The 20,163-nt window shown below is 55.6% G+C and carries 20 protein-coding genes; 1 reads left to right on the top strand and 19 read right to left on the bottom strand.

All coding sequences use genetic code 11. The features are described 5' to 3' along the window. Positions 1 to 26: 26 nt before the first annotated feature. From ML541_RS15895 to ML541_RS15875, 5 genes are all read right to left on the bottom strand, one after another. Entirely contained in the window at positions 27 to 1,055 is a 1,029-nt protein-coding gene (locus ML541_RS15895) for a response regulator (protein WP_243374357.1), read from the bottom strand. An 11-nt stretch (positions 1,056 to 1,066) separates the two neighbouring features. After that, positions 1,067 to 1,573: a chemotaxis protein CheX gene (locus tag ML541_RS15890; RefSeq protein ID WP_243374355.1), complete on the bottom strand. Its 507-nt coding sequence runs from the start codon at positions 1,571 to 1,573 to the stop codon at positions 1,067 to 1,069. Then, positions 1,570 to 1,935, bottom strand: coding sequence for a response regulator (locus ML541_RS15885; RefSeq protein ID WP_243374353.1), 366 nt, complete (start codon positions 1,933 to 1,935; stop codon positions 1,570 to 1,572). Before ML541_RS15885 ends, ML541_RS15890 begins: the two co-directional genes overlap by 4 nt. Before the next feature lie 72 nt (positions 1,936 to 2,007). After that, positions 2,008 to 2,415: a bacteriohemerythrin gene (locus ML541_RS15880; protein ID WP_243374350.1), complete on the bottom strand. Its 408-nt coding sequence runs from the start codon at positions 2,413 to 2,415 to the stop codon at positions 2,008 to 2,010. A 91-nt stretch (positions 2,416 to 2,506) separates the two neighbouring features. Continuing rightward, entirely contained in the window at positions 2,507 to 3,538 is a 1,032-nt protein-coding gene (locus tag ML541_RS15875) for an ATP-binding protein (RefSeq protein ID WP_243374348.1), read from the bottom strand. Positions 3,539 to 3,704: 166 nt separating this feature from the next. Between ML541_RS15875 and ML541_RS15870 the strand changes: the two genes are divergently transcribed. Beyond that, positions 3,705 to 5,402, top strand: coding sequence for a methyl-accepting chemotaxis protein (locus ML541_RS15870; protein WP_243374346.1), 1,698 nt, complete (start codon positions 3,705 to 3,707; stop codon positions 5,400 to 5,402). Here ML541_RS15870 and ML541_RS15865 read toward each other — a convergent pair. The 14 genes from ML541_RS15865 to nuoI form a co-directional block, all read right to left on the bottom strand. Beyond that, complete coding sequence (locus ML541_RS15865) at positions 5,338 to 5,643, bottom strand: metalloregulator ArsR/SmtB family transcription factor (RefSeq protein ID WP_243374344.1); 306 nt, start codon at positions 5,641 to 5,643, stop codon at positions 5,338 to 5,340. The genes ML541_RS15870 and ML541_RS15865 overlap by 65 nt on opposite strands. Before the next feature lie 29 nt (positions 5,644 to 5,672). Further along, complete coding sequence (locus ML541_RS15860; RefSeq protein ID WP_243374342.1) at positions 5,673 to 6,050, bottom strand: rhodanese-like domain-containing protein; 378 nt, start codon at positions 6,048 to 6,050, stop codon at positions 5,673 to 5,675. A 23-nt stretch (positions 6,051 to 6,073) separates the two neighbouring features. Further along, positions 6,074 to 6,904: an MBL fold metallo-hydrolase gene (locus ML541_RS15855; protein ID WP_243374340.1), complete on the bottom strand. Its 831-nt coding sequence runs from the start codon at positions 6,902 to 6,904 to the stop codon at positions 6,074 to 6,076. Then, positions 6,901 to 7,113, bottom strand: coding sequence for a DUF2892 domain-containing protein (locus tag ML541_RS15850; protein ID WP_243374338.1), 213 nt, complete (start codon positions 7,111 to 7,113; stop codon positions 6,901 to 6,903). The genes ML541_RS15855 and ML541_RS15850 overlap by 4 nt, the downstream gene beginning before the upstream one ends. Positions 7,114 to 7,154: 41 nt before the next feature. Next, positions 7,155 to 7,589, bottom strand: a complete 435-nt coding sequence (locus tag ML541_RS15845) for a C-GCAxxG-C-C family protein (RefSeq protein ID WP_243374335.1) — start codon at positions 7,587 to 7,589, stop codon at positions 7,155 to 7,157. 34 nt (positions 7,590 to 7,623) lie between these two features. After that, complete coding sequence (locus ML541_RS15840; RefSeq protein WP_243374332.1) at positions 7,624 to 10,830, bottom strand: efflux RND transporter permease subunit; 3,207 nt, start codon at positions 10,828 to 10,830, stop codon at positions 7,624 to 7,626. 51 nt (positions 10,831 to 10,881) lie between these two features. Continuing rightward, a complete protein-coding gene (locus ML541_RS15835) occupies positions 10,882 to 12,012 on the bottom strand; it encodes an efflux RND transporter periplasmic adaptor subunit (RefSeq protein WP_243374330.1) in 1,131 nt (376 codons plus the stop codon). Next, entirely contained in the window at positions 12,009 to 13,346 is a 1,338-nt protein-coding gene (locus ML541_RS15830; protein ID WP_243374328.1) for a TolC family protein, read from the bottom strand. The genes ML541_RS15835 and ML541_RS15830 overlap by 4 nt, the downstream gene beginning before the upstream one ends. A 383-nt stretch (positions 13,347 to 13,729) precedes the next feature. Then, positions 13,730 to 15,193, bottom strand: coding sequence for an NADH-quinone oxidoreductase subunit N (locus ML541_RS15825; RefSeq protein WP_243374327.1), 1,464 nt, complete (start codon positions 15,191 to 15,193; stop codon positions 13,730 to 13,732). A 32-nt stretch (positions 15,194 to 15,225) separates the two neighbouring features. Next, on the bottom strand, positions 15,226 to 16,812 hold the full coding sequence (locus tag ML541_RS15820) for an NADH-quinone oxidoreductase subunit M (RefSeq protein WP_243374325.1): 1,587 nt from the start codon (positions 16,810 to 16,812) through the stop codon (positions 15,226 to 15,228). Between the two features lie 45 nt (positions 16,813 to 16,857). Continuing rightward, on the bottom strand, positions 16,858 to 18,864 hold the full coding sequence (gene nuoL, locus ML541_RS15815) for an NADH-quinone oxidoreductase subunit L (protein ID WP_243374324.1): 2,007 nt from the start codon (positions 18,862 to 18,864) through the stop codon (positions 16,858 to 16,860). Between the two features lie 45 nt (positions 18,865 to 18,909). Beyond that, positions 18,910 to 19,212, bottom strand: a complete 303-nt coding sequence (nuoK, locus tag ML541_RS15810) for an NADH-quinone oxidoreductase subunit NuoK (protein WP_243374322.1) — start codon at positions 19,210 to 19,212, stop codon at positions 18,910 to 18,912. Between the two features lie 18 nt (positions 19,213 to 19,230). Continuing rightward, positions 19,231 to 19,737: an NADH-quinone oxidoreductase subunit J gene (locus ML541_RS15805; RefSeq protein WP_243374320.1), complete on the bottom strand. Its 507-nt coding sequence runs from the start codon at positions 19,735 to 19,737 to the stop codon at positions 19,231 to 19,233. An 11-nt stretch (positions 19,738 to 19,748) separates the two neighbouring features. Next, positions 19,749 to 20,147 (bottom strand): NADH-quinone oxidoreductase subunit NuoI, encoded by a 399-nt coding sequence (gene nuoI, locus ML541_RS15800; RefSeq protein ID WP_243374319.1) that lies wholly within the window; start codon positions 20,145 to 20,147, stop codon positions 19,749 to 19,751. Positions 20,148 to 20,163 lie beyond the last annotated feature (16 nt).

The following is a 20,163-nucleotide window of genomic DNA, read 5'->3' as shown; positions in this document are numbered from 1 at the left end:
CGACAGCAGGGATTTCTTGACGCCTTTCACGCCGCATGCAGGTATTTCTGCACCTTTGCCATGAGCTCCTCGGCATCGAACGGTTTCACGAGGATGTCGCTTGCCCCGTAGGTGAGGGCCTTGAGCACGGCGGTCCGGGTCCACTGCCCGGCACATACGATGATGGGAAGGGAAGTCTTGCTGCTCTGGGCACAGACCTTGTTGCATACGGCCAGGTCCCGCTCTCCCGTCTCGTTCACCTCGATTACCGCCATCCTCACTTCCTTTTCCTTGAGCAGATCATGGAGATCCGCCCCGAGCCGGGCATCGACCAGTTCCAGGCCGGTTGCAGCCAGATATTCCCTTACCGTCTGCCGCTCGCCGTCATCTTCGCAGAGGATGAGGATGGATGGGGAATGGGGGGAATCTCCTGCGCCGACATCCCCCCCTGCCGTCGCGGCAGCTTCCGCCGGAGCTGCTGACGATTCCTCCACCGGCTGGGGATCGAAGAGATTGGCCAGACCGGGAGGCACCATGATATCCAGGTAGTGCATCTCCTGCCCTTCGATCTCCAGGGGTGCCCGGTACATCAGGTAATCCCCCTCGGGAAGCGGCTCCTCATCGGAAATCAGGTCTACTTCGGGCACGTATTTCTTTGGTGGCGGCAGTAGCTTCAGGTGCACCTTCTGGGGCAGTTTTGGCTGAAAAATGGAATTGAATGAACCGATGAACTGATTGGCGATCTCACCAAAGGCGTCGATATCGTCCGCCTCCATGATGCACAGCCTGCGTTTTTCGGAAACACGGGGAGCGGGGATTCCCAATAGGACGCTGCTCATGACGATGGCATCCCCCAGGGAGAAGATCAGGTAGAAACGCCCCGGATATTCCTCCTTGGATTCCACCGCCACGACGAAGATGCCATCCTCCATGTCGGCAAAATAGCTTTTGCGGTTGGTGTTGAGTATGTCCGAACCGCCTGCGGAAAGGGTCGAACCTAAGAGCATGCTGCTCTCTTCCCCCGCCTGCTTCAATGCGGCATCTAGCATCTCCTGCAATTTCCCGAATCCTGCCATAGTAAACTGCCTTATCCTTCCTTGCGCAGCTTCAGCGCCACCAGGAACCGTTCCCCTTCGTTGGTGAAGGGGATGATGACGCAATTGTCGTCGGACATGGAATTGACCGTGTACTCTTCACCGGAAATAACCGTCGGAATGGAGAGATTGATGTCCAGCCCCCCCTTGGAGAGGATCTGCTTCACATATCCCCCCAGCATGTTGGCGATTTCACCCAGGGCATCGTTCACATCCGCACCCACTTCCGATATGTCCATCCCCAGCATGTTGGAGGTGATGCGCAAGGCAAAGGTCCGGGGGCAATGGATGGAGAGAATGCCGGTGTAGGTGCCGGCCAGGCCGACCATGCCGGTGACGCTGCAATGGAAGGTGGTAACCGGCTCCCGCAGGGGATAGGAGTCCTCCAGGTCAAGCATGACCATGGTGTTGAACACTTCCTTGGTGGCATGGATGACATAACCTGCCAGGTCTTCTTCCTGCATGTTGACCGCCTTGGACACAGCATTGTTCAATGTCATTGGAGCAGACCTCCCAGTTTTTCGTTGAGCTGTTCCGGAGTGAAGGGCTTCTTGATGCTGTCGCTGGCGCCGCTGGACATGGCATCCTTGAGCACATCCTCTCCCCCCTCGGTGGTGATCATGACGATCGGCACCTGCTTGCCGCTTGCCCGCACCTGCTTGATGAACTCCAGGCCGTCCATGTTCGGCATGTTGATATCGGAGAGGATCAGATCCACCTTCTTCTCTCCCAGTACGCTCAGCCCCTCGATGCCGTCACCCGCCTCGAAAATGTCATCGACCACCAGGCCAGCCTGTCGCAACGAACGGGAGATGATTTTCCTCATGGTTGAGGAATCGTCCACAATCAGTATATTTGCCATACCCCATCCTCCTCTGCTTGATACGATAAATGTTTCTGTCAATTTTTTGAAAACTAAAAGAACGCCCTATCGTCATGAAATACCTTTGCCGTTAAAAAAGGGGCTGTATTTCCGGTCTTCACCCTGGATATGCGTGGAAAGCCAATCCTTGAGGAACAGCATCACTGTCTGGGTCAGTACCGGTGCGCCTTCATTCAGCTTCTTCTGGATGTCGGCCACCTGCATGACCAGCAGATTGTGCTCCTTCTTGTGTTTTTCGTACCCTTCATAGCCATGGCGCTGCATGAGGAGCTCTTCCGCTGCGAAATGGCTCTTGGTGTAGCTCACCAGCGACTGCAGGATATCTCCCAGTACATCCTTTCCCTTGCCCGTTTTCATGGCGTCGTGGAGCGTATTGATGAGGTCGATCAGCTTTTTGTGCTGGTCGTCGAATTGTTTGACACTGACACTGAGGCCTTGATTCCAGGAAATAAGGGACATAATTCCTCCATCCATAGTTGATGATTGTTATATTCGGCGCCGATACGGCAAAACTTTAGTTAGGCAAAAAAGAACCGTTTCCGGATGGAAACTAGTTAGTGCACGGAAGAACGATGGTAAAGGTGCTCCCTTCGCCAAGGGTGCTCTCGACGGTAATCGATCCGCCGTGAGCTTCAACAATGGCCTTGCTGATGGTTAGGCCGAGTCCCGTTCCCTTGAAACCGTTGGCATTGCCGGAACGGAAATATTTATTGAAGATGCGCGGCAGGTCCTGCTCTGGAATGCCGATCCCCGTGTCCTTTACCGTTACGTGGAGCCGGCCGTCCCGTTGCCATGCATCGACCATAACTTCCCCCCTGCGCCGGGTAAACTTCACCCCATTGCCGATGAGGTTGGCAAATACACGGGACAGCTGCTTCCCATCCACATTCAGCGCCGGTATATCGCGATTCAGATGATAGGTTAACCGCACCCCTCGCAAGGAAGCCTCGCGGGCCATGTCCAGGCAGCATCCCTCCAGAATGGCAGCCAGATCGCACCAGCTGCGGGTCGTCTGCAACAAGCCCACTTCCAGGCGGTACGCATCCAGCACGTCATCGATCATGTCGAGCAGTTTCAGGGCGCTTCGTTCCATTTCATCCAGGCACGGCAGCAGCGAGACATGGACCTTCGCCTCCCCCTCGCTGCGTAGCGTTTGAATGTACCCCATGAGCACGGTCAGTGGCGACTTGAGGTCATGGGTCGTCATGGCGACGATTTCCTCCCGTTGGCGCTTCTCCTTCTTTTCTTCGGTCACGTCGAAAAGTTCGTATATTTCCCCCGACTGCTCTCCAGAGGCCTGCCGGCGCTCACGCGAGCGCACCCTCAAAACAGCCCCGTTGACACTGATTTCCACAGGCGCCTCGCGGCTGTTTTCGCTCAGTACCCGGTAGACCGGCGTGCGCAGCGGCAGCATGTCGATTCTTTTGCCGGTAACATGGCTCGCCGAGGTATGCAGCATTGCCTCTGCCCTGGTATTCATCAGGGCGATCCTGCCGCTGCCGTCCAGATAGATGATGCCGATGGCAAGGCCGGCAATGATATCTTCTGCAACAGAGATCGTATCCGGGACCGTCTTTTTCATGGTAGAACTTATCGGGATAAAGGGGGGGAGCTTGAATTTTTAATGGCAAGCGAGCAGAGGGAGGGTAATGGCCTCCGCTATTTCGTTTGACAGCCTTTCCCATGGTAGGTATCATTCTAGCTTCATATATTGCTGAAAAACCTTGATAAAAATACTGGTGGTCCTAATGTTCCTAAAGAAATATCTCTCCTCCATGAAAAGCACCTGCATTTTCATGCTCTGTTTCGGCCTCTTCATGGGCATTATCTTTCCGTTCTATTCCTTCATTTTCTTCGGCGGAAAGGCATTCACCCCCATGTATATCATCGGCTGCATGCTTGCCGGCATCGCCGTGGGCACATTCTGCTATTACATCATCAAGCAGGTGATGAAAATTCACGTGGAAAACCAGTGGCGCGTCCTCAGTGCCATTGCCGGCCGGGAGGAGCTGGAACGGATCGGTAAGGGGGGGGATGAGCTGAAGCTGCTCCTGGAGTGCCACGATCTGCTGATCGGCAAAGTGCTGAAGATGGTGGAAAAGGTGGCCGGGCTATCCCTGGATATCAATTCCTTTCACCGGGGGATCGGCGATCAGTCCAGGAGAATAGTCCAAAGCAGCGATAAGCAGGTGGCCAAAGAAAAGGAAACCCTGCAGGCGGTGCAGGACATGAACGGTTTTTTCAAGGATCTGCTGCTGGAGATCGAGGACATCTCCCGCAGAACGGATGAGCGTGCCTCCATCACCACGGAAATGAGTGCGACGACCGACATGATCGCCGGCAACATCCAGGATTTTTCCGCCTCGGTACTGGAAACATCCGCCTCCATAGAGGAAATGGCCGCCAGCATCAATCAGACGGCGACGAATATCGAGGCACTGGCGCTCTCCACGGAACAGACCTCCAGTTCCATCAATGAGATCAGCGCCGTAACCGCAAATGTCCGCGACAATGCCCAGAGGACCAGCGAGTGCGCCGAAGACATCCGCAAGAAGGCCACGGAGGGGATGCATTCCATGTCCGCCACCCTCAAGGCGATGAGGGAGATAGAAAAGAGCAATGCCGATTCATTTGCCGCCATCAACCGCCTCTCGGTCCATTCGGCGCGCATCGGCGAATTCCTCAACGTCATCAAGGAGGTGGTGGACCAGACCAATCTCCTCTCCCTCAATGCCTCCATCATCGCTGCCCAGGCCGGCGAACAGGGCAAATCGTTCAGTGTTGTCGCCGAAGAGGTACGGTCACTGGCCCAGAGAACCGCCCTTTCGGCAAAGGAAATCCAGGAGCTGGTCGGCAATATCCAGAAGGAAACGGCCGAAGTGCAGCTAACCATCTCCCAGGGGAAAGACCGGATCAGGGATGGGGTGAAGATCTCTGCACTGGCCAACACTGCCCTGGAAAAAATTACCCAGGGAACCGCCGAAGCATCCCAGATGGTGCAGAAAATAGCCACATCTACCGTCGAACAGGCAGCCGCCAGCAAACTGATTACGGAAGAAGCCGATAAAAACCTGGAACGGGTCAAGCAGTTTACCGGCGCCATCCACGAGCAGAAACAAGGAATCGGGCTGATCGTCAAGGCACTGGAGAAGATGCGTTCCTTCTCCAGCCTCATCTCCAATTCCACCCAGGAACAGTCCCGGGGCAATCGCCTCTATCTGAGAAGTGTCATGGAAGACAACGACCGGGTCAAGCAGCTTAAGGAAACGGCCGTGCGGCAGATTATGATGGGGGATGTCCTGCTGAACTACGTGACCGAGGCAGGGTCGCTCAATGAGACGAACAGCGCACTGGCCAAGGATATGATGCAGAAGATCGAGGTCATTGCCGGGCTGACGGATCGGCTGCACAGGGAGCTGGCCCCCTTTGCGGGGAAAGAAGGCTGACCAGCTCCGCCATCAGTTCCGTCTGTACTGAATAGCAGACACGGGTCCCCTCCCTTCGGGCGGTAACGATGCCGCAATCCTTCAGGATTTTCAGATGCTGGGATACGACTGCCTGGGGCAGGCAGAGATGCTGCCACATCTCCTTGACGCAGACACACCGGTCAGCCAGCCCGGTAACGATCCGCAGCCGCACCGGGTGGCCAAGTATTCTCAGCAGCAGGGCCTTTTCTTCTACTGTCATGGCGCACCTCACCCCTTCCGGCTCCACGCTCAGCGCTCGATGGAAAACCCGCTACGATACCAGCCGACAATGCCGTCGCTCATATTGTAGACATTGCCGTATCCTTTTCCCGCAAGATATCCCGCAACCGTTCCCGAACGAGAACCGACCGCGCAGTAAACCACCACCGGCCGGTTTTTCGGCACTTCGCGCAGGCGGCGCTCGATCTCGTTCATTGGAATCAGTACCGCCCCCCGGAGATGGGCCTGGCGATACTCATCCGGGGTCCGCACATCCAGGAGAAAGACGCTTTTAACACTGCCCAGCAGCGCCTTCGCCTCCCGTGCGCCGATGTTCCGGTATCCTGCGGCAAAAACCGCCGTTGCCAGAAAAATGATCATTACACCTGCCACTGCCGTTACTCTCATACCAATAACTCCTCGCTTTTTTGTCACACTTCCAGCGTATAGCCCACCTGTGCCGGATGGAACCGCCCCGGAAACTCCTTCATCAGCCGGGCCGAAGGGGCGAAACCGGCACAATGGCTGCCGCAGATCTTCTGAATGTCGTAGCCGCGCAGTTTTTTCACCGTCTCGTTGAGCTGCATCTGGGAGGAGAAGCCCAGGTGATTGCCGCCGACAACGGCGTAGATCCTGGTCTCGCCGGTCTGCTCCCTGGCCAGTTCCAGGGTATTGATCAGCCCTGCATGGCAGCAGCCCAGGACCAGCACCAGTCCCCGGGCCGTTTTCAGCACCAGCGACTGGTCGTCGGCAACGGGATCGGGGATACAGCCTGCGGCATCGCAGAAAAGCCCGCTATCACCCTCTTCGAAGGGCTGCCTGCGCGGCACCTCCCCTGAGAGGAAAATATCCGGCGCTATTTCCCTGAAGGAGCTGTCCAGATCGAAGCCGGCCCCCTGCCCTTCGAGAAACTCCCTGCTGTAGGGCATGCCTATGGAACGCCCCTTTTCCCCATCCCTGATGGCATAACGGCCGGCGAAGATGCCCGGATGTGCACAGACCCGTTTCGCCCCGCACCACTGGAGCAGCGGCCAAAGCCCTCCCGTATGGTCATAATGACCGTGGGAAAGGGCGACGATTCCCACCTTCCGCAGGTCCCTTTGCATGCGCTGGGCATTGTGGAGCAGGGTCGCCCCCTGCCCCGTATCGAAAAGGAGGGAACCGGCAGCGGTCTCCACCAGGGCGGCAAAGCCGTGCTCCCCCAGTGTGCCGGCCAAGGGGCCGACGCCGTTATCGCAGAGGACGGTAATGCGCCCTTTCATTTACAGCCACAGCCGGGAGGCAGTTTGGGTACCCCCGCCTTTGCCAGAATGGTCATCATTGGGCACCAGTTGGTGAATGCCGATTGGAAGAGGTTGAGCCCGACAAAGGCGGTGAACCATAGCCAGTTGGGGCTGTGGAAATGGGCCAGCGCCACCGAAAGCATGACGAAAAAACCGGCTATGAGCCTGAGCATTCGATCGATATACATTTTCTGTTCTCCTTCTTGTCCGGTCCATACCACCGGACTTTTTATTTCAGGGTGACGGTGAGCATTTCCGCTACCTTGCCCGCCACATTGCCGGTCAAAAGCGGGCAACCCTCTTTCCCCTTCTGGGTCACCACTTTGCAGCAGGTTGCCCGGTACTGATCCTTGAACCACTTGTGCAGCTCCTTGGTCAGGGCAGCGATCTGCTTCTTATCCTCCTGCAGCACGAGGGCAAGGGCAATGGTCCCCCCGGCAACAGCGCCGCAGACACAACCGGAACCGGAACCGCCGCCGAAGCCAGAAGCCATCCTTACTACTTCTGCCGGGACCTGGGGGGCGAAATTATTGCGGATTGCTGCCAATACTGCCTCGGCGCAATGCATCTTCCCGGACCGGTACAATCCCTCGGCTTCTGCAGCCACCTTACCCGCCATACCCTCAATCTCCGCTTCATCTTTCTTTTGCTTTGTCCAGAACATCGCTCCTCCAGCATCTTTGGTTATGATTTTTTCTTCAGGCCGCTGAACGTTGCTGCCTTTTCTCCTTCCACGACTGCACCATGAAGTACAGGATGGGGATCGTCACCCGGGACAGGGCGGTGGAGGCAATCTCACCGCACATCATGGCCAGGGCCAACCCCTGGAAGATGGGATCGAAGACAATGACGAAGCTGCCGATAACCACCGCCGCCGCAGTCAGCAGCATCGGCCGGAAACGCACCGCTCCCGCATCGATGATCGCCTCGTCGAGGGCCATCCCCTCCCGCCGCCGCAGTTCCGCGAAGTCGATGAGGATGATTGAATTTCTGACGATGATCCCCGCCAGGGCAATGAAGCCGATCATGCTGGTGGCGGTGAAAAAAGCCCCCATTATGGCGTGTCCCGGCAAAATACCGATCAGGGTCAGGGGTATCGGGGCCATGATGACCAGCGGGGTGGTGAAGTCCCGGAACCAGGCCACCACCAGCACATAAATGAGGATCATCACCGCGGCAAAGGCCAACCCCAGATCACGGAACACTTCGTAGGTAATGTGCCACTCCCCGTCCCACTTGAGCCCCGGCCTGAGCTCGCTCCAGGGCTGGCTCGCCGCCCGCTGCTCAATCTTGTAGCCCCCGGGAAGCTGTATTTTATCGATTTCCTTCTGCATCTTCAAGATGGCGTAAACCGGCGCCTCAATTACCCCTGCCACATCGCCGGTCACATAGACGACATTTTTCAGGTTCTTGCGGTAACGGGATTTTTCCTCCTGCCCCTTTTTCACCCGGATCAGTTCCGTAAGAGGCACGTTGCTCCGTGGGCCGGCAACATGGACCGAAGAAAGGTCTGCTACTGAACTGCGCTGAGCTACGGGGAGCCTCAGATTGATGCCGACCGGCTCCTTTTCGTTGGGCAGGTGGGCGATCCCTGCGTTCATGCCGTCAAGGGCAATCTGCAGAGTCTTTGCCACGTCTTCGGTGGCAATGCCTGAGAGGGCGGCCTTCTCCTTGTCCACCTCGAAATTGACCTTCTCCTGGTCATCCTCCACGTACCAGTCCGTATCGACGACACCGGCGGTCCCGGCAAAGATCCTCTTGACCTGGGCAGCAATCTTTAGCCGGGTCTCCTGGTCCGGCCCATAGATTTCCGCTACCAGCGTGGAAATCACCGGTGGACCGGGGGGGATCTCGGCCACCTTCAGGCGTGCCGAATAGCGGTCGGCAATCTTCTTCAGCATCGGCCTGATCCGCTTGGCAATATCGTGCGACTGCTCGCTCCGTTCCGATTTCGGCAGCAGGTTGACCTGAATGTCCCCCACGTTCGGTCCTTTGCGCAGGTAGTAATGGCGCACCAGGCCGTTGAAATTGAAGGGAGAGTTGACCCCGGCATAGGTCTGAAAATTGACCACCTCAGGGACGGTGCGCAGGACATCCCCCATCTCCGCCAGCATGCGCGCCGTTTCCTCCAGGGCCGTGCCGTCGGGTGCATCGATGATCACCTGCAGCTCGTTCTTGTTGTCGAACGGCAGCATCTTGACTGTCACCAGCCTGAAATAGATCAGCGAGCAGGAAGCAAGCAGCAGTACGACCACGCCGACAAGAAAGCCGTATCGCACAGGTTTCCTGTGGAGCAGTGCTCCCATGAACCGCCGGTAAAACCGAGTCAGGCGGGACTCTTGTGCCTCCTCCTCACTGCCGAAGTGTGACTCACCCTTCATGAAGCGGTAGGCAAAATAGGGGGTGACGATGAAGGCGATGAGCAGCGAAAAAAGCATGGCCATGCTGGCGCCCACCGGGATGGGACGCATGTAGGGGCCCATCAGCCCGCCGACGAACCCCATGGGGAGAATGGAGGCAATGACGGCGAAGGTGGCCAGGATGGTCGGGTTGCCGATCTCGTCAACGGCCTTGATGGCCGCTTCCAGGGGGGCGAACCTGGTGGTGGTGAAGTAGCGATGGATATTTTCCACGACAACGATGGCATCGTCCACCAGAATTCCGATGGAAAAGATCAGGGCAAAAAGGGTAATGCGGTTCAGAGTATAGCCGATCAAGTTGAAGATCAGCATGGTCAACGCCAGGGTCACCGGTATGGCGATGGCCGCCACAGCTCCCGCCCGCCAGCCCATGAAGACGGCAATGAGGATCGTCACCGAAAACGCCGCCAGGAACATATGGAAGAGCAGCTCGTTGTTTTTCTCGCTGGCCGTTTCGCCGTAATTGCGCGTCACCGTCACCTGTACATCGGAAGGGATCAGTTTCCCCTTGAGCAGCTCCGTTTTCTTGAGCAGGTCTTCCGCCACCCATGTGGCATTTGCCCCCTTGCGTTTGGCAAAGGAAATGGTCACCGCCGGGTAGCGCCCGGCAGCAACGATCCCCTTGACCGCCGCCCCGTTTCCCAATCCATGAAAGACATAGTCCCGAGCCTCCTCCGGACCGTCCTCCACCGTGGCCACATCTTCCACATAAACCGGTCTTCCGTTGACGACGGCGACAACGACCCGCCGCACCGTATCCGCCCCGTCGAGGAAAGTACCGGTCTCAACGAGAAAATCCCGGTTCATGCCGGAGAACGCCCCCGACCGGATGCTGCTGTTTTCCTTCTGCAGCGCGCCCATCACCTGCAATGGCGACAGTCCCAAGGCCGCCATCTTGCCACCATCCAGCCGGACCTTTATCTGCCGCGATTGCCCCCCCTTGATATCGCTTTCCGCCACGTTCGCCGACTTTTTCAGCTCATCGCACAATTCACGGGCAACCCTGCGCAGGGTATAATGATCATAACGCTCCGACCAGAGCGTCAGTGTCAAAATGGGAACGTCGTCGATGGATTTCGGCGCCACCTGCGGCTCACCGGCACCGGGGGGAAGCGTGGCCCTGCTGCCCATGACCTTGTTGTAGAGCTTCACCAGGGAGTTTTCCATATCCTCGCCGACCTTATACCTGACGGTGACGATGCCCATCCCCGGCCTGCTGGTGCTGTATATGTACTCGACCCCCTTGATCTCCCACATGCGGGCTTCCATCGGTTTGACGACCCGCTCTTCCACCTCCCGGGGGGTCGCACCCGGCATGGGGAGATAGATGTCGATCATGGGCACGACAATCTGCGGCTCTTCCTCACGGGGAGTGACAAGTACCGCATACAAACCCAGCAGGAGCGAGGCGCCGACGATCAGCGGCGTCAGCTTCGAATCGATAAAGGCACGGGCTATTCTGCCGGCAAAGCCAAGACCGCTCATCAATCAGTTCCCCCATTATTGAGATGTTCTCCACCGTTTGCCGCTTGTACCTTACTGCTGACCAGATTTATCTGCAACGCGCGCCCCCTCCACAATCTTTTCCACCCCCGATGTCACAACCGCTTCGCCCGGTGCCAGCCCAGCCAGTATTTCCACCTTGTCTCCGACCTGCTTGCCTGTTTTGACAATGCGCATCCGGACGACGGCATCCCGGCCGACGACCCAGACCGAGGTCAAGGCCCCTTGCGTGATCACCGCATTTCTGGCAACGAGAAGCCCTTCACGGCTCCCCAGCGTGAAGCGCGCATTCCCGTAAGAACCGGAACGAAGCCCCTTGTCGGCAACCCCGATCTTGACGATAAAGGTCCGGGTCGCCCGGTCCACTGCAGGTACCACTTCTTCCACCACACCGCTTTTCACTGCCGGGGCACCTTCCAAGGTAACGGGAATTCTGTCTCCGGCCTTTATTTTGCCCAGTAACGATTCCGGAGCGGCAACCTCCAGGCGATATGCGCCCTGCTCTTCAATGGTCAGGAGCTGCATGCCGGGGAAAACCGTCATCCCCACATCGGCGGCCTTATTGACAACGACGCCGCTGATGGGGGCCTGTATCCGCCCGTAACCGGCCAGGCTTGATGCCCCTCGCGCCCCTTCCCGTGCTGCGACAAGCGCAGCTTCGGCCCGAGCCAGAGAACGTCCGGCCACTTCCTTTTCAGCCAGCCGGCCGTCGTATTCCTGGCGGGTTACCGCCTCTTCCTGCAACAACTTCCGGTATCTGTCAAAGGTCACGTCGGCAAACTGCTTCCGCGAGCGCGCTTCTTCCACCCCCTGCAGCGCCTGTTCGACAGCAGCCCGTGCGCCGGCTGCATTTGCCGCTGTTTCCGCCGATGCCAACGTCACGAGGAGCATTCCCTTGCTGACCCGATCACCCTCCCGTATCTTCATTGAAGTCACCGTACCCGCTATGCGCGCGGCGATCTGAGCGGTATTCCTCGGGCGAACTGCGCCGACCGCCTCCAGCTGATCCGGGACTACCGTCGTGACTATTTTTTCAACGGTAAGCCCTGAGACAACCGGACCCGGTCCCTCTTTCGCGGCTTCCTTCTCCTTGCTGCATCCCGAAGCAAGCATCATCACCAGTGCGGTGCAGGCAGCAAAACGGCCTGCTATCCCTGTCATCATTTAAGAACCTCCTTGAGAAACACTCCTGCAGACTGCCAGATCCTCGCCACTGCCAGGGCCTGGCCGTTCTCCATTTCCACCTGTACAGCGCGGGCCCTATTAAGGGCAGTCTGGGCATCAAGCAGCTCGACCATGGTGGAAAGAGAATTCTGATAGCGTTTGCCGATCAGGCGGACGCTTTCCTCGGCATCGGCAACCGCCTGCCGGGCAAGGTCAAGCTTCTTCCCAGCCTCTTCATAGCGTAGATAGCTTTCGCTGACCTGGTAGCCTATGGTGTTGCGATAATCCTGCTGATATTCCTTTGCCGCATGTTCCATGGCTTGGGATTTGGCTACTTCATTTGCCGTTTTCATCCCTGAAAAAAGATCCCAGCGCAGACTGAGACCTGCCTGCCAGGAATCATTATCGTGGCCGAAGGGAACACTGTAGTCATTCATCTGGAAGGAGGCATTGGCATAGAGCGTGGGATAATAGGCCGCTCGCGCCAGAGCAATGGCAGCCGCCGCTTTTTCAGTCTCCTTGCCTATGGCTTTCAAATCCTGACGGTTTTCCACCGCCAACTGCTGCAGCTCTTTCAAGTTCAAGGGCATCCCGTCAACCGTAATGCCGTCATCGATATCCAGTTCCTCACCGGAACTGCCGCCAGTAACCAGAGACAACTGCATTCTGGCCAGCGTAACGTTGTTCTTTGCAGAGATCAGCTGCTGTTCAACGTCGAAGAGAAAGGTTCGTGCCCGTAAATCCTCAGATTTCAAGCCGGTGCCGACTCCGACCCGCACCCCAGCCAGCCGCAAATGCTCCCGGGCTTCCGCCATCGCCTGCTCGGCTATCCCCAGATATGCCTTGGCCCGTCTGACCTCAAGCCATGCTGCATAGACCTGCAGCGCCACAACCTGGCGTTTTTGCCCCATGGCAAGCCTCCTGCTTTCGGCAACGGTCTCGGCCATCGCCGACGACCGGGTGATTACCAGATCGAACAGCGGCTGTTCCAGATTCAAGGCGGTCTTGAAATCGTGATAAGAGCTGGGATTATTAAGCCGAGCCGGTTCGAAATCGCTTGCAGCAAATCTGCCCTGATCCAGCTTCATCATGAAGACGCGCGTCGGAGAATTGGAAGCGGCTGCGTTTTCCTCCAGGGAAATCCTCGGGAAGTACCGGCTACGGCTGATGATTGCCTCTTTTTCAACGGCGGTTAGCTCATGGCCGGTCGCCTGCAGCTGATGGTTCTTTGCCAATGCCATGACGATGGCCTGTCGGGGGCTGACTTTCTCGGCGGCAACACCAGCAAGGGGAAAGGCCAGCAAAAAGCAGAAGACAAAGTATAGGGTTCGCACGTGAACCTCCGACTTATTACCACACCAATATATAGTATTTTTTATATATATGATGGCCACAGTATTGTCAAGCCAATTATAACGTTGTAAATACTGTTGGCAAAAATAGGGAACCGATTTGCTTGTGAGGCTGAGCCAAGTTGCAGAGTACGGTTGAATTCGTAACGGCCGGAACCGTCGACGGGATTGTGGAGACGGAACAATCAGGAGAGATTGCAGGCGCAGTACCTGCAGCATGAAAACAACACCTGCGATGCGGCCAGATTATCTCCTGGATAGCGGCCTCGGCACCAGGAGCGCTTGACTGAATTGCACAATCGGAATGAAAAAGCCCCGCCGGAGATCCAGGCGGGGCTTGGGAATTGACACGAATGGGAGCAGCTTTAGAAAAGCACCGCCTTCTGGGCCAGTTGCAGCAGGTAACCGGGGACAACACCGGGAATCATGACTCCGGCAACTGAAATAAGCAGACTCAGGGCAATGGCAGGGGTAACCTTGACCCAGTCGAATTCCTCGACGGGATCCTTCATGTACATGTAAACCATCACCCGCAGATAATAATAGACGGAAGCGGCACTGTTCAGCACGCCGATAATGGCAAGCCAGATGAAGCCCGACTTTATGGCGGCGGAGAAGAGGTAGAATTTACCGACAAAGCCGACCATGGGAGGAATCCCAGCCAGGGAGAAGAGGAAGATAGCCATCAAAAGGGCAAGTACAGGCCGTCTGAAACCAAGACCTGCGAAATCGGCGATGTTGTTGTTGGCTTCCCCCTTCTTGCCGATGAGAACGATGATAGCGAAGGCACCGATGTTCATGAAGGCATAGGAGAGCATGTAGAAGAGAATACCAGCGGCGCCTTCCGCATTGCCGGCGGCAAAACCGACCAGCGCATAGCCTGCGTGGGCAATGGAAGAGTAGGCAAGCATTCTTTTTATATTGTCCTGGCTCAGCGCAATGATGTTACCGACGGTCATGGTGAGCACAGCGAGGATCCAGAGAAGATCGGACCAATCTGCTTTGAGGGTGGGGAAGGCAAAGATCATCACCCGGATAAAGGCGGCAAAACCGGCTGCCTTGGGCCCGGCAGACATGAAAGCAGTGATCGGCGTGGGAGCACCCTCATAGACATCAGGAGTCCACATATGGAACGGCGCTGCAGCAATTTTGAAGGAGAAGCCAACTGCCATGAGCAGCATGCCCACAAGGAACAGAGGATTAGCGGTAACGGCAGCATTCTGTGCTACGAAGGAGGCAATACTGCCAATTTTGGTCGATCCAGTCGCACCGTAGGTGAGGGCCATGCCGTAGAGAAGGAAGCCGGTGGAAAAAGCACCGAGCAGAAAGTATTTCAGACCTGCTTCGTTCGACTTGACGTTATCCCTGTTGAAGCCTGCCAGAACGTAGAGTGATACGGACAGCACTTCAAGGCCGAGGAAAATTGTCATCAGGTCTGTTCCTGATGCCATAAGCATCATGCCGGCGGTTGAGAGCAGAATCAGCGGGTATATCTCGCCGTGGTTGCAGTTTTCCCGATTCAGGTACTGGTCGCTGATAAGCAGGGTCAGGGCCGCGGAAACGAGGAAGATCCCTTTGAAGAAGAGGGAGAAGTTATCCTGCAGAACTGAACCATTGAACCCTTCCCTGAGTGCAAGCGGGGCATCCCAGGCATTGAATACGCTGACACCGGCAGCAATGATGCCGATAAGACTCAGATAGGCGAGGTAAGCCTTCTGTTTGCCAGGGACAAAGACATTGACCAGCAGAAGCACCATGGCGAATACCGATAGTATCGTTTCAGGCATCACCGCAGCGAAGTTTATGGCTGGCATAGGGATTGTTTCCATCTAATTTCCTCCGGTAACTATTCTAAACTTGTCTATTTCACTTCTGCTGGGGTTGCTGCCTGGGGCAATGGGACCGGTGCGGCTTGGACGGCCTGGGCGGGCACGCTTTGTGCCACAGGCTGGTTGGCTGCCGCCTGCTTGGTCTTGACATGCTGCACCAAATTTTCGATGGAAGGAGTCATCTTGTCGATGAACGGACGGGGATAGACGCCCATGAAGAATATCAGCACCAGCAGAGGCAGCATGATGGCAACTTCCCTGGCATTGAGGTCCTTGAGCACCTGGTTCTTCGGATTGCTGAGTTCACCGAACATGACCCGTTGAAACATCCACAGCATGTAAACTGCCGAAAGGATGACACCACTGGTGGCAATCACCGAGTACCATCTGATGGAGCTCTCAAAGGAGCCGATCAGAACCAGGAATTCACCAACGAAGCCATTGGTGCCGGGAAGGCCGATGGAAGACAGGGTGACGATCATGAAAATGGTGGCGAAGACGGGCATCTGTTTGGAGAGACCGCCGAAATCGGTAATGAGCCGCGTATGGCGACGTTCATAGATAAAGCCGACGATAAGGAACAGTGCGCCGGTGGAAACGCCGTGGTTGAGCATCTGCAACATACCACCGGCAATGCCCTGCTGGTTGATGGCAAAGACCCCGAGCATGACGAAACCCAGGTGGGCCACTGAGGAGTAGGCAACAAGCTTCTTGACGTCTTCCTGGACCATGGCAACCAATGCGGCATAGATGATGCCGATGACCGACAGAGTGGCGATAAGTGGCGTGAACTGTGCGGTTGCCAGAGGGAAGAGCGGCATGGCAAAGCGCACGAAACCATATGTACCCATCTTCAGAAGCACTGCCGCGAGTATTACCGAACCGGCTGTCGGCGCTTCGGTGTGGGCATCGGGCAACCAGGTATGCAGGGGGAACATGGGCACCTTGATGGCAAAGGCCAAGGCAAATGCCAGGAACATCCAGGTCTGGGTGCCCGGATCAAGGGACAGCTGGTAGAATTTGAGCAGGTTGAAATCCCCGCCGCCGGCCTTGAAATAGAGGGCAATCAGTGCAACCAGCATGAGCAGCGAACCGACCATGGTGTAGATGAAGAACTTCATTGCAGCATACAGCTTGTTTTTGCCCCCCCAGATACCGATGATGAAGTACATGGGGATGAGCATTACTTCCCAGAAGATGTAGAAGAGGAAAAGATCGAGGGCAATGAAGGCACCGATCATCCCCACTTCCAGGAGCAGGAGGCAGATCATGTATTCCTTGACCTTCTCTTCCACCGCAGTCCAAGTGGAGAGAATGGCAATTGGCATGATGAAGGTGGTAAGAATAACAAGCCAGAGACTGATGCCGTCAATACCTACGTGATAGTTCATCTGGAAAGGGCCTGCTGTTATCCAGGGCACCAATTCAACGAACTGGAACTCGGCGTTGTTCTGAAAACCGGTGATCAGCGGGATCGATACGAGAAAGACTATCAGAGAAACGCCAAGGGCGATACCTCTCGCCACTGCATGACTGTTTTTGTTGACAAACAGCAGGAGTATGGCTCCCAACAGCGGCAGGAATGTTATTATGCTCAGTAACGCAGGCATCTGGTTCATTTACTCTGCTCCTTTAAATCTGGCAAAAATTATCTGAATTAATTCTTAACGGAAGAGGTAGAAACCGACGATAACGACCATACCCAGTGCCATGGTCAGTGCATAGTTGTGCACAAACCCCGACTGAACGTGCCTGAGCACGCCGCTGAAGCCCATGGTAACCTTGGCTACGCCGTTGACGATGCCGTCGACTATGACCACATCGAAGCCTTTCCAGAGGAAGCGGCCCAATGCCTTGCAAGGATTAACGAAGAGCAGGTCGTAGAGCTCGTCGATATACCATTTGTTGTATACTGCCCGGTGCAGCCCAGGGAAAGCAGCAGTGAATTTTGCAGGAATCGACGGTGACACAATATAGAGCGCATAGGCGATGCTGATGCCGACGACAGCAATCAGTACCGAGGTCCCCATCAGGCCCCACTCCAGGGCAGCGCTATGGTGAGCCGTCACCTGGACATGCTCCTTGGCGAATTCTTCAGAGATTCTGAAAACCGGCTCAAGATAGTGCTCGAAGAGATTGGGAATACCACCGAAGACCTCGCCAATCACCTTGGGGATGCCCACGTAACCGCCGACCACGGCCAGGAAGCCGAGCACCATCAGCGGCAGGGTGATGACGAAAGGTGACTCGTGAAGATGGTCCTTTGCCTTGGGGGTAATGCGGCACTCGCCAAAGAAAGTCATGAAAACCAGGCGGAACATGTAGAATGCGGTAAAGCCAGCTGCAACTGCACCGATACCCCAGAGAACATAGTTGAGGCTACCGTGGTAAGGGTTGGCAAACGCCTGCCAGAGGATTTCGTCCTTGGAGAAGAATCCGGAAAAACCAGGTATACCGGCAATGGCGATGGTTGAAACGAGGAAAGTAATGAAGGTGATCGGCATCTTTGATTTCAAGCCGCCCATGTGACGCATGTCCTGCGGATCGTCGTGGGAGTGGGCATGGTGCAGCGCATGATGCATGGAGTGGATAACGGAACCGGACCCAAGGAACAGACAGGCCTTGAAGAACGCGTGGGTCATGAGGTGGAAAACGCCGGCCGCAAAGGCGCCGACCCCCATGGCCAGGAACATGAAGCCGAGCTGGGAAACCGTCGAATAGGCAAGAACCCTCTTGATGTCGTTCTGGGCGGTACCGATCGTCGCAGCGAAAATAGCGGTTGCCGCACCGATGCAGGCGATGACCAGCATGGTTTCGGGAGCCTTGATGAAGATGAAGTTCATGCGGCCTATCATGTAAACACCGGCGGTAACCATGGTAGCGGCATGGATGAGGGCGGATACCGGTGTCGGGCCCTCCATGGCATCAGGAAGCCAGGTATAGAGCGGTATCTGTGCCGATTTACCGGTTGCTCCCAGGAAGAAACAGAGGGTAATGATGGTAACGATGCCACCCACCGGTAAAAGGTGGGATGCCTTGCTCAATTCAACAAAGTTGATGGTCCAGATGTTGTAGTTCTGGCCAAGGAACCAAAACAGGGTGAACACGCCCAGGAGGAAACCAAAGTCCCCCACCCGGTTCATGACGAATGCTTTTTTGCCTGCATCGCCGGCGGACTTCTTGTGGAAATAGTAGCCGATGAGAAGATAGGAGCAGAGGCCGACACCTTCCCAACCGACGAACATAAGCAGCAGGTTGTTGCCGAGAACCAGCAGCAGCATGGAAAAAGTAAAGAGGTTCAGGTAGGTGAAGTAGCGGTAGAAGCCCTCCTCACCATGCATATAGCCGATGGAGTACAGATGAATCAGAAAGCCGACGCCGGTAACGACCATGATCATGAGTGCCGAGAGGGGATCAATGAGGAAACCGATATCGGCCTTGAAAGTACCCGATTGAATCCAGGTGAAGACGTTCAGTTCGTAAAGACGTTCCTCACTGGGAAGAGACAGCAGTCTGAACAGTATGCTGCAGGCAACCAGGAAAGAACCAAAGACCATTAACGATCCGATCCCGCCTATAATCTTCTCATTCTTTATTGATTTGCCGAATAGGCCGTTGATTACCACCCCGATGAGTGGGAACAGTGGGATCAACCATACGTATTCAAACATTCCTGACTCCTTTATCTGATAATTTCCGTAAGTTTACTTGACCGACTACCACTTCATGACATTGATGTCTTCAACGTCGATTGATTCCCTGTTCTTGAAGAAAGCGATCATCAGTGCGAGACCGACGGCCGCCTCGGCAGCTGCAACGGTCATGACGAAAAAGACGAAGATCTGCCCGTCGATATTGCCCAGATATTTGGAGAAGGCGATAAAGGTGAGGTTGACCGCATTCAGCATCATCTCCACGCACATGAATATTACGATGGCGTTTCTTCTGACGAGCACCCCGATGGTGCCTATCGAAAACAGAATTGCGCTTATTATGAGATAGTTGTTTAAGGCCAGCATGTCTTCACCCCGATAAGTTTAAATTTTTCTTTTAGAAAGGATGACCGCCCCAATGATCGCGACCAGCAAGAGAAGAGAGGTGATCTCAAAGGGAAGCAGGAAGTCGGTATACAACGCCTTGCCAATCAGCTCAACATGGCCGACCTTCTCGACCAGCGCTGTATCCATAGCCCCCTTGGTACCAGTAAGAGTGCCTTTGGTAAGAAAATAGCAGGTCTGAAAAAGGACGAAGAGGCCGATAATGCTGCCCGCCAATATCGCATGGGTTGTCTTCCTGCCGGTCTCGGTTCTGATATTGAGCAGCATAATGACGAATACGATCAAAACCATGATTGCACCGGCGTAGACGATTACCTGTATGGCCGCCATAAAGGGAGCATCAAGCATCACATAGAAGGTGGCAAGACAGAAGAACGTCATGACCAGTGAAAGGGCACTGTTGATCGGGTTCTTGCAGGTAATCACCAGAATGCTGGATATGACAGCCACCGCTGCCACTATGAGGAAGAATAACGACTCTAGCATTGACTGCTCCTTTATTTCTTTTCTAAAAGTCTGTCTTTGGTGAACACGAAATCCGCGCGCTTGTAGTTGGCAAGCTCAAAAGTCTGGGTCATGCGGACAGCATCCACGGGACACGCTTCAACGCAGTAGCCGCAGAAAATGCAGCGCAGCATATCGATTTCATATTCTGCAGCATATTTATTGTGATTCTCGTCTTCTCCCGCCTCCACCTTGATGCATTTGGCCGGGCAGACAGTGGGACATAAGTAGCAGGCAACACATTTAGCCTTGTCATGGGAGATGTTCAGGGCATGCAGCCCCCTGAAACGGGGCGCGACTTCAGGCATCTCGTCCGGGTACTGAAGGGTGACCGGCTTCTTGAAAAGATGTGAGAGGGTAATTCCTAAACCTTTAAGCAACGGCATTATCATTGGTGATACCTCGCCT

This window comes from Geotalea sp. SG265, assembly GCF_022808985.1.
Classification (GTDB): Bacteria; Desulfobacterota; Desulfuromonadia; order Geobacterales; family Geobacteraceae; genus Geotalea.
This window is presented reverse-complemented; position numbering and strand designations above follow the sequence as displayed.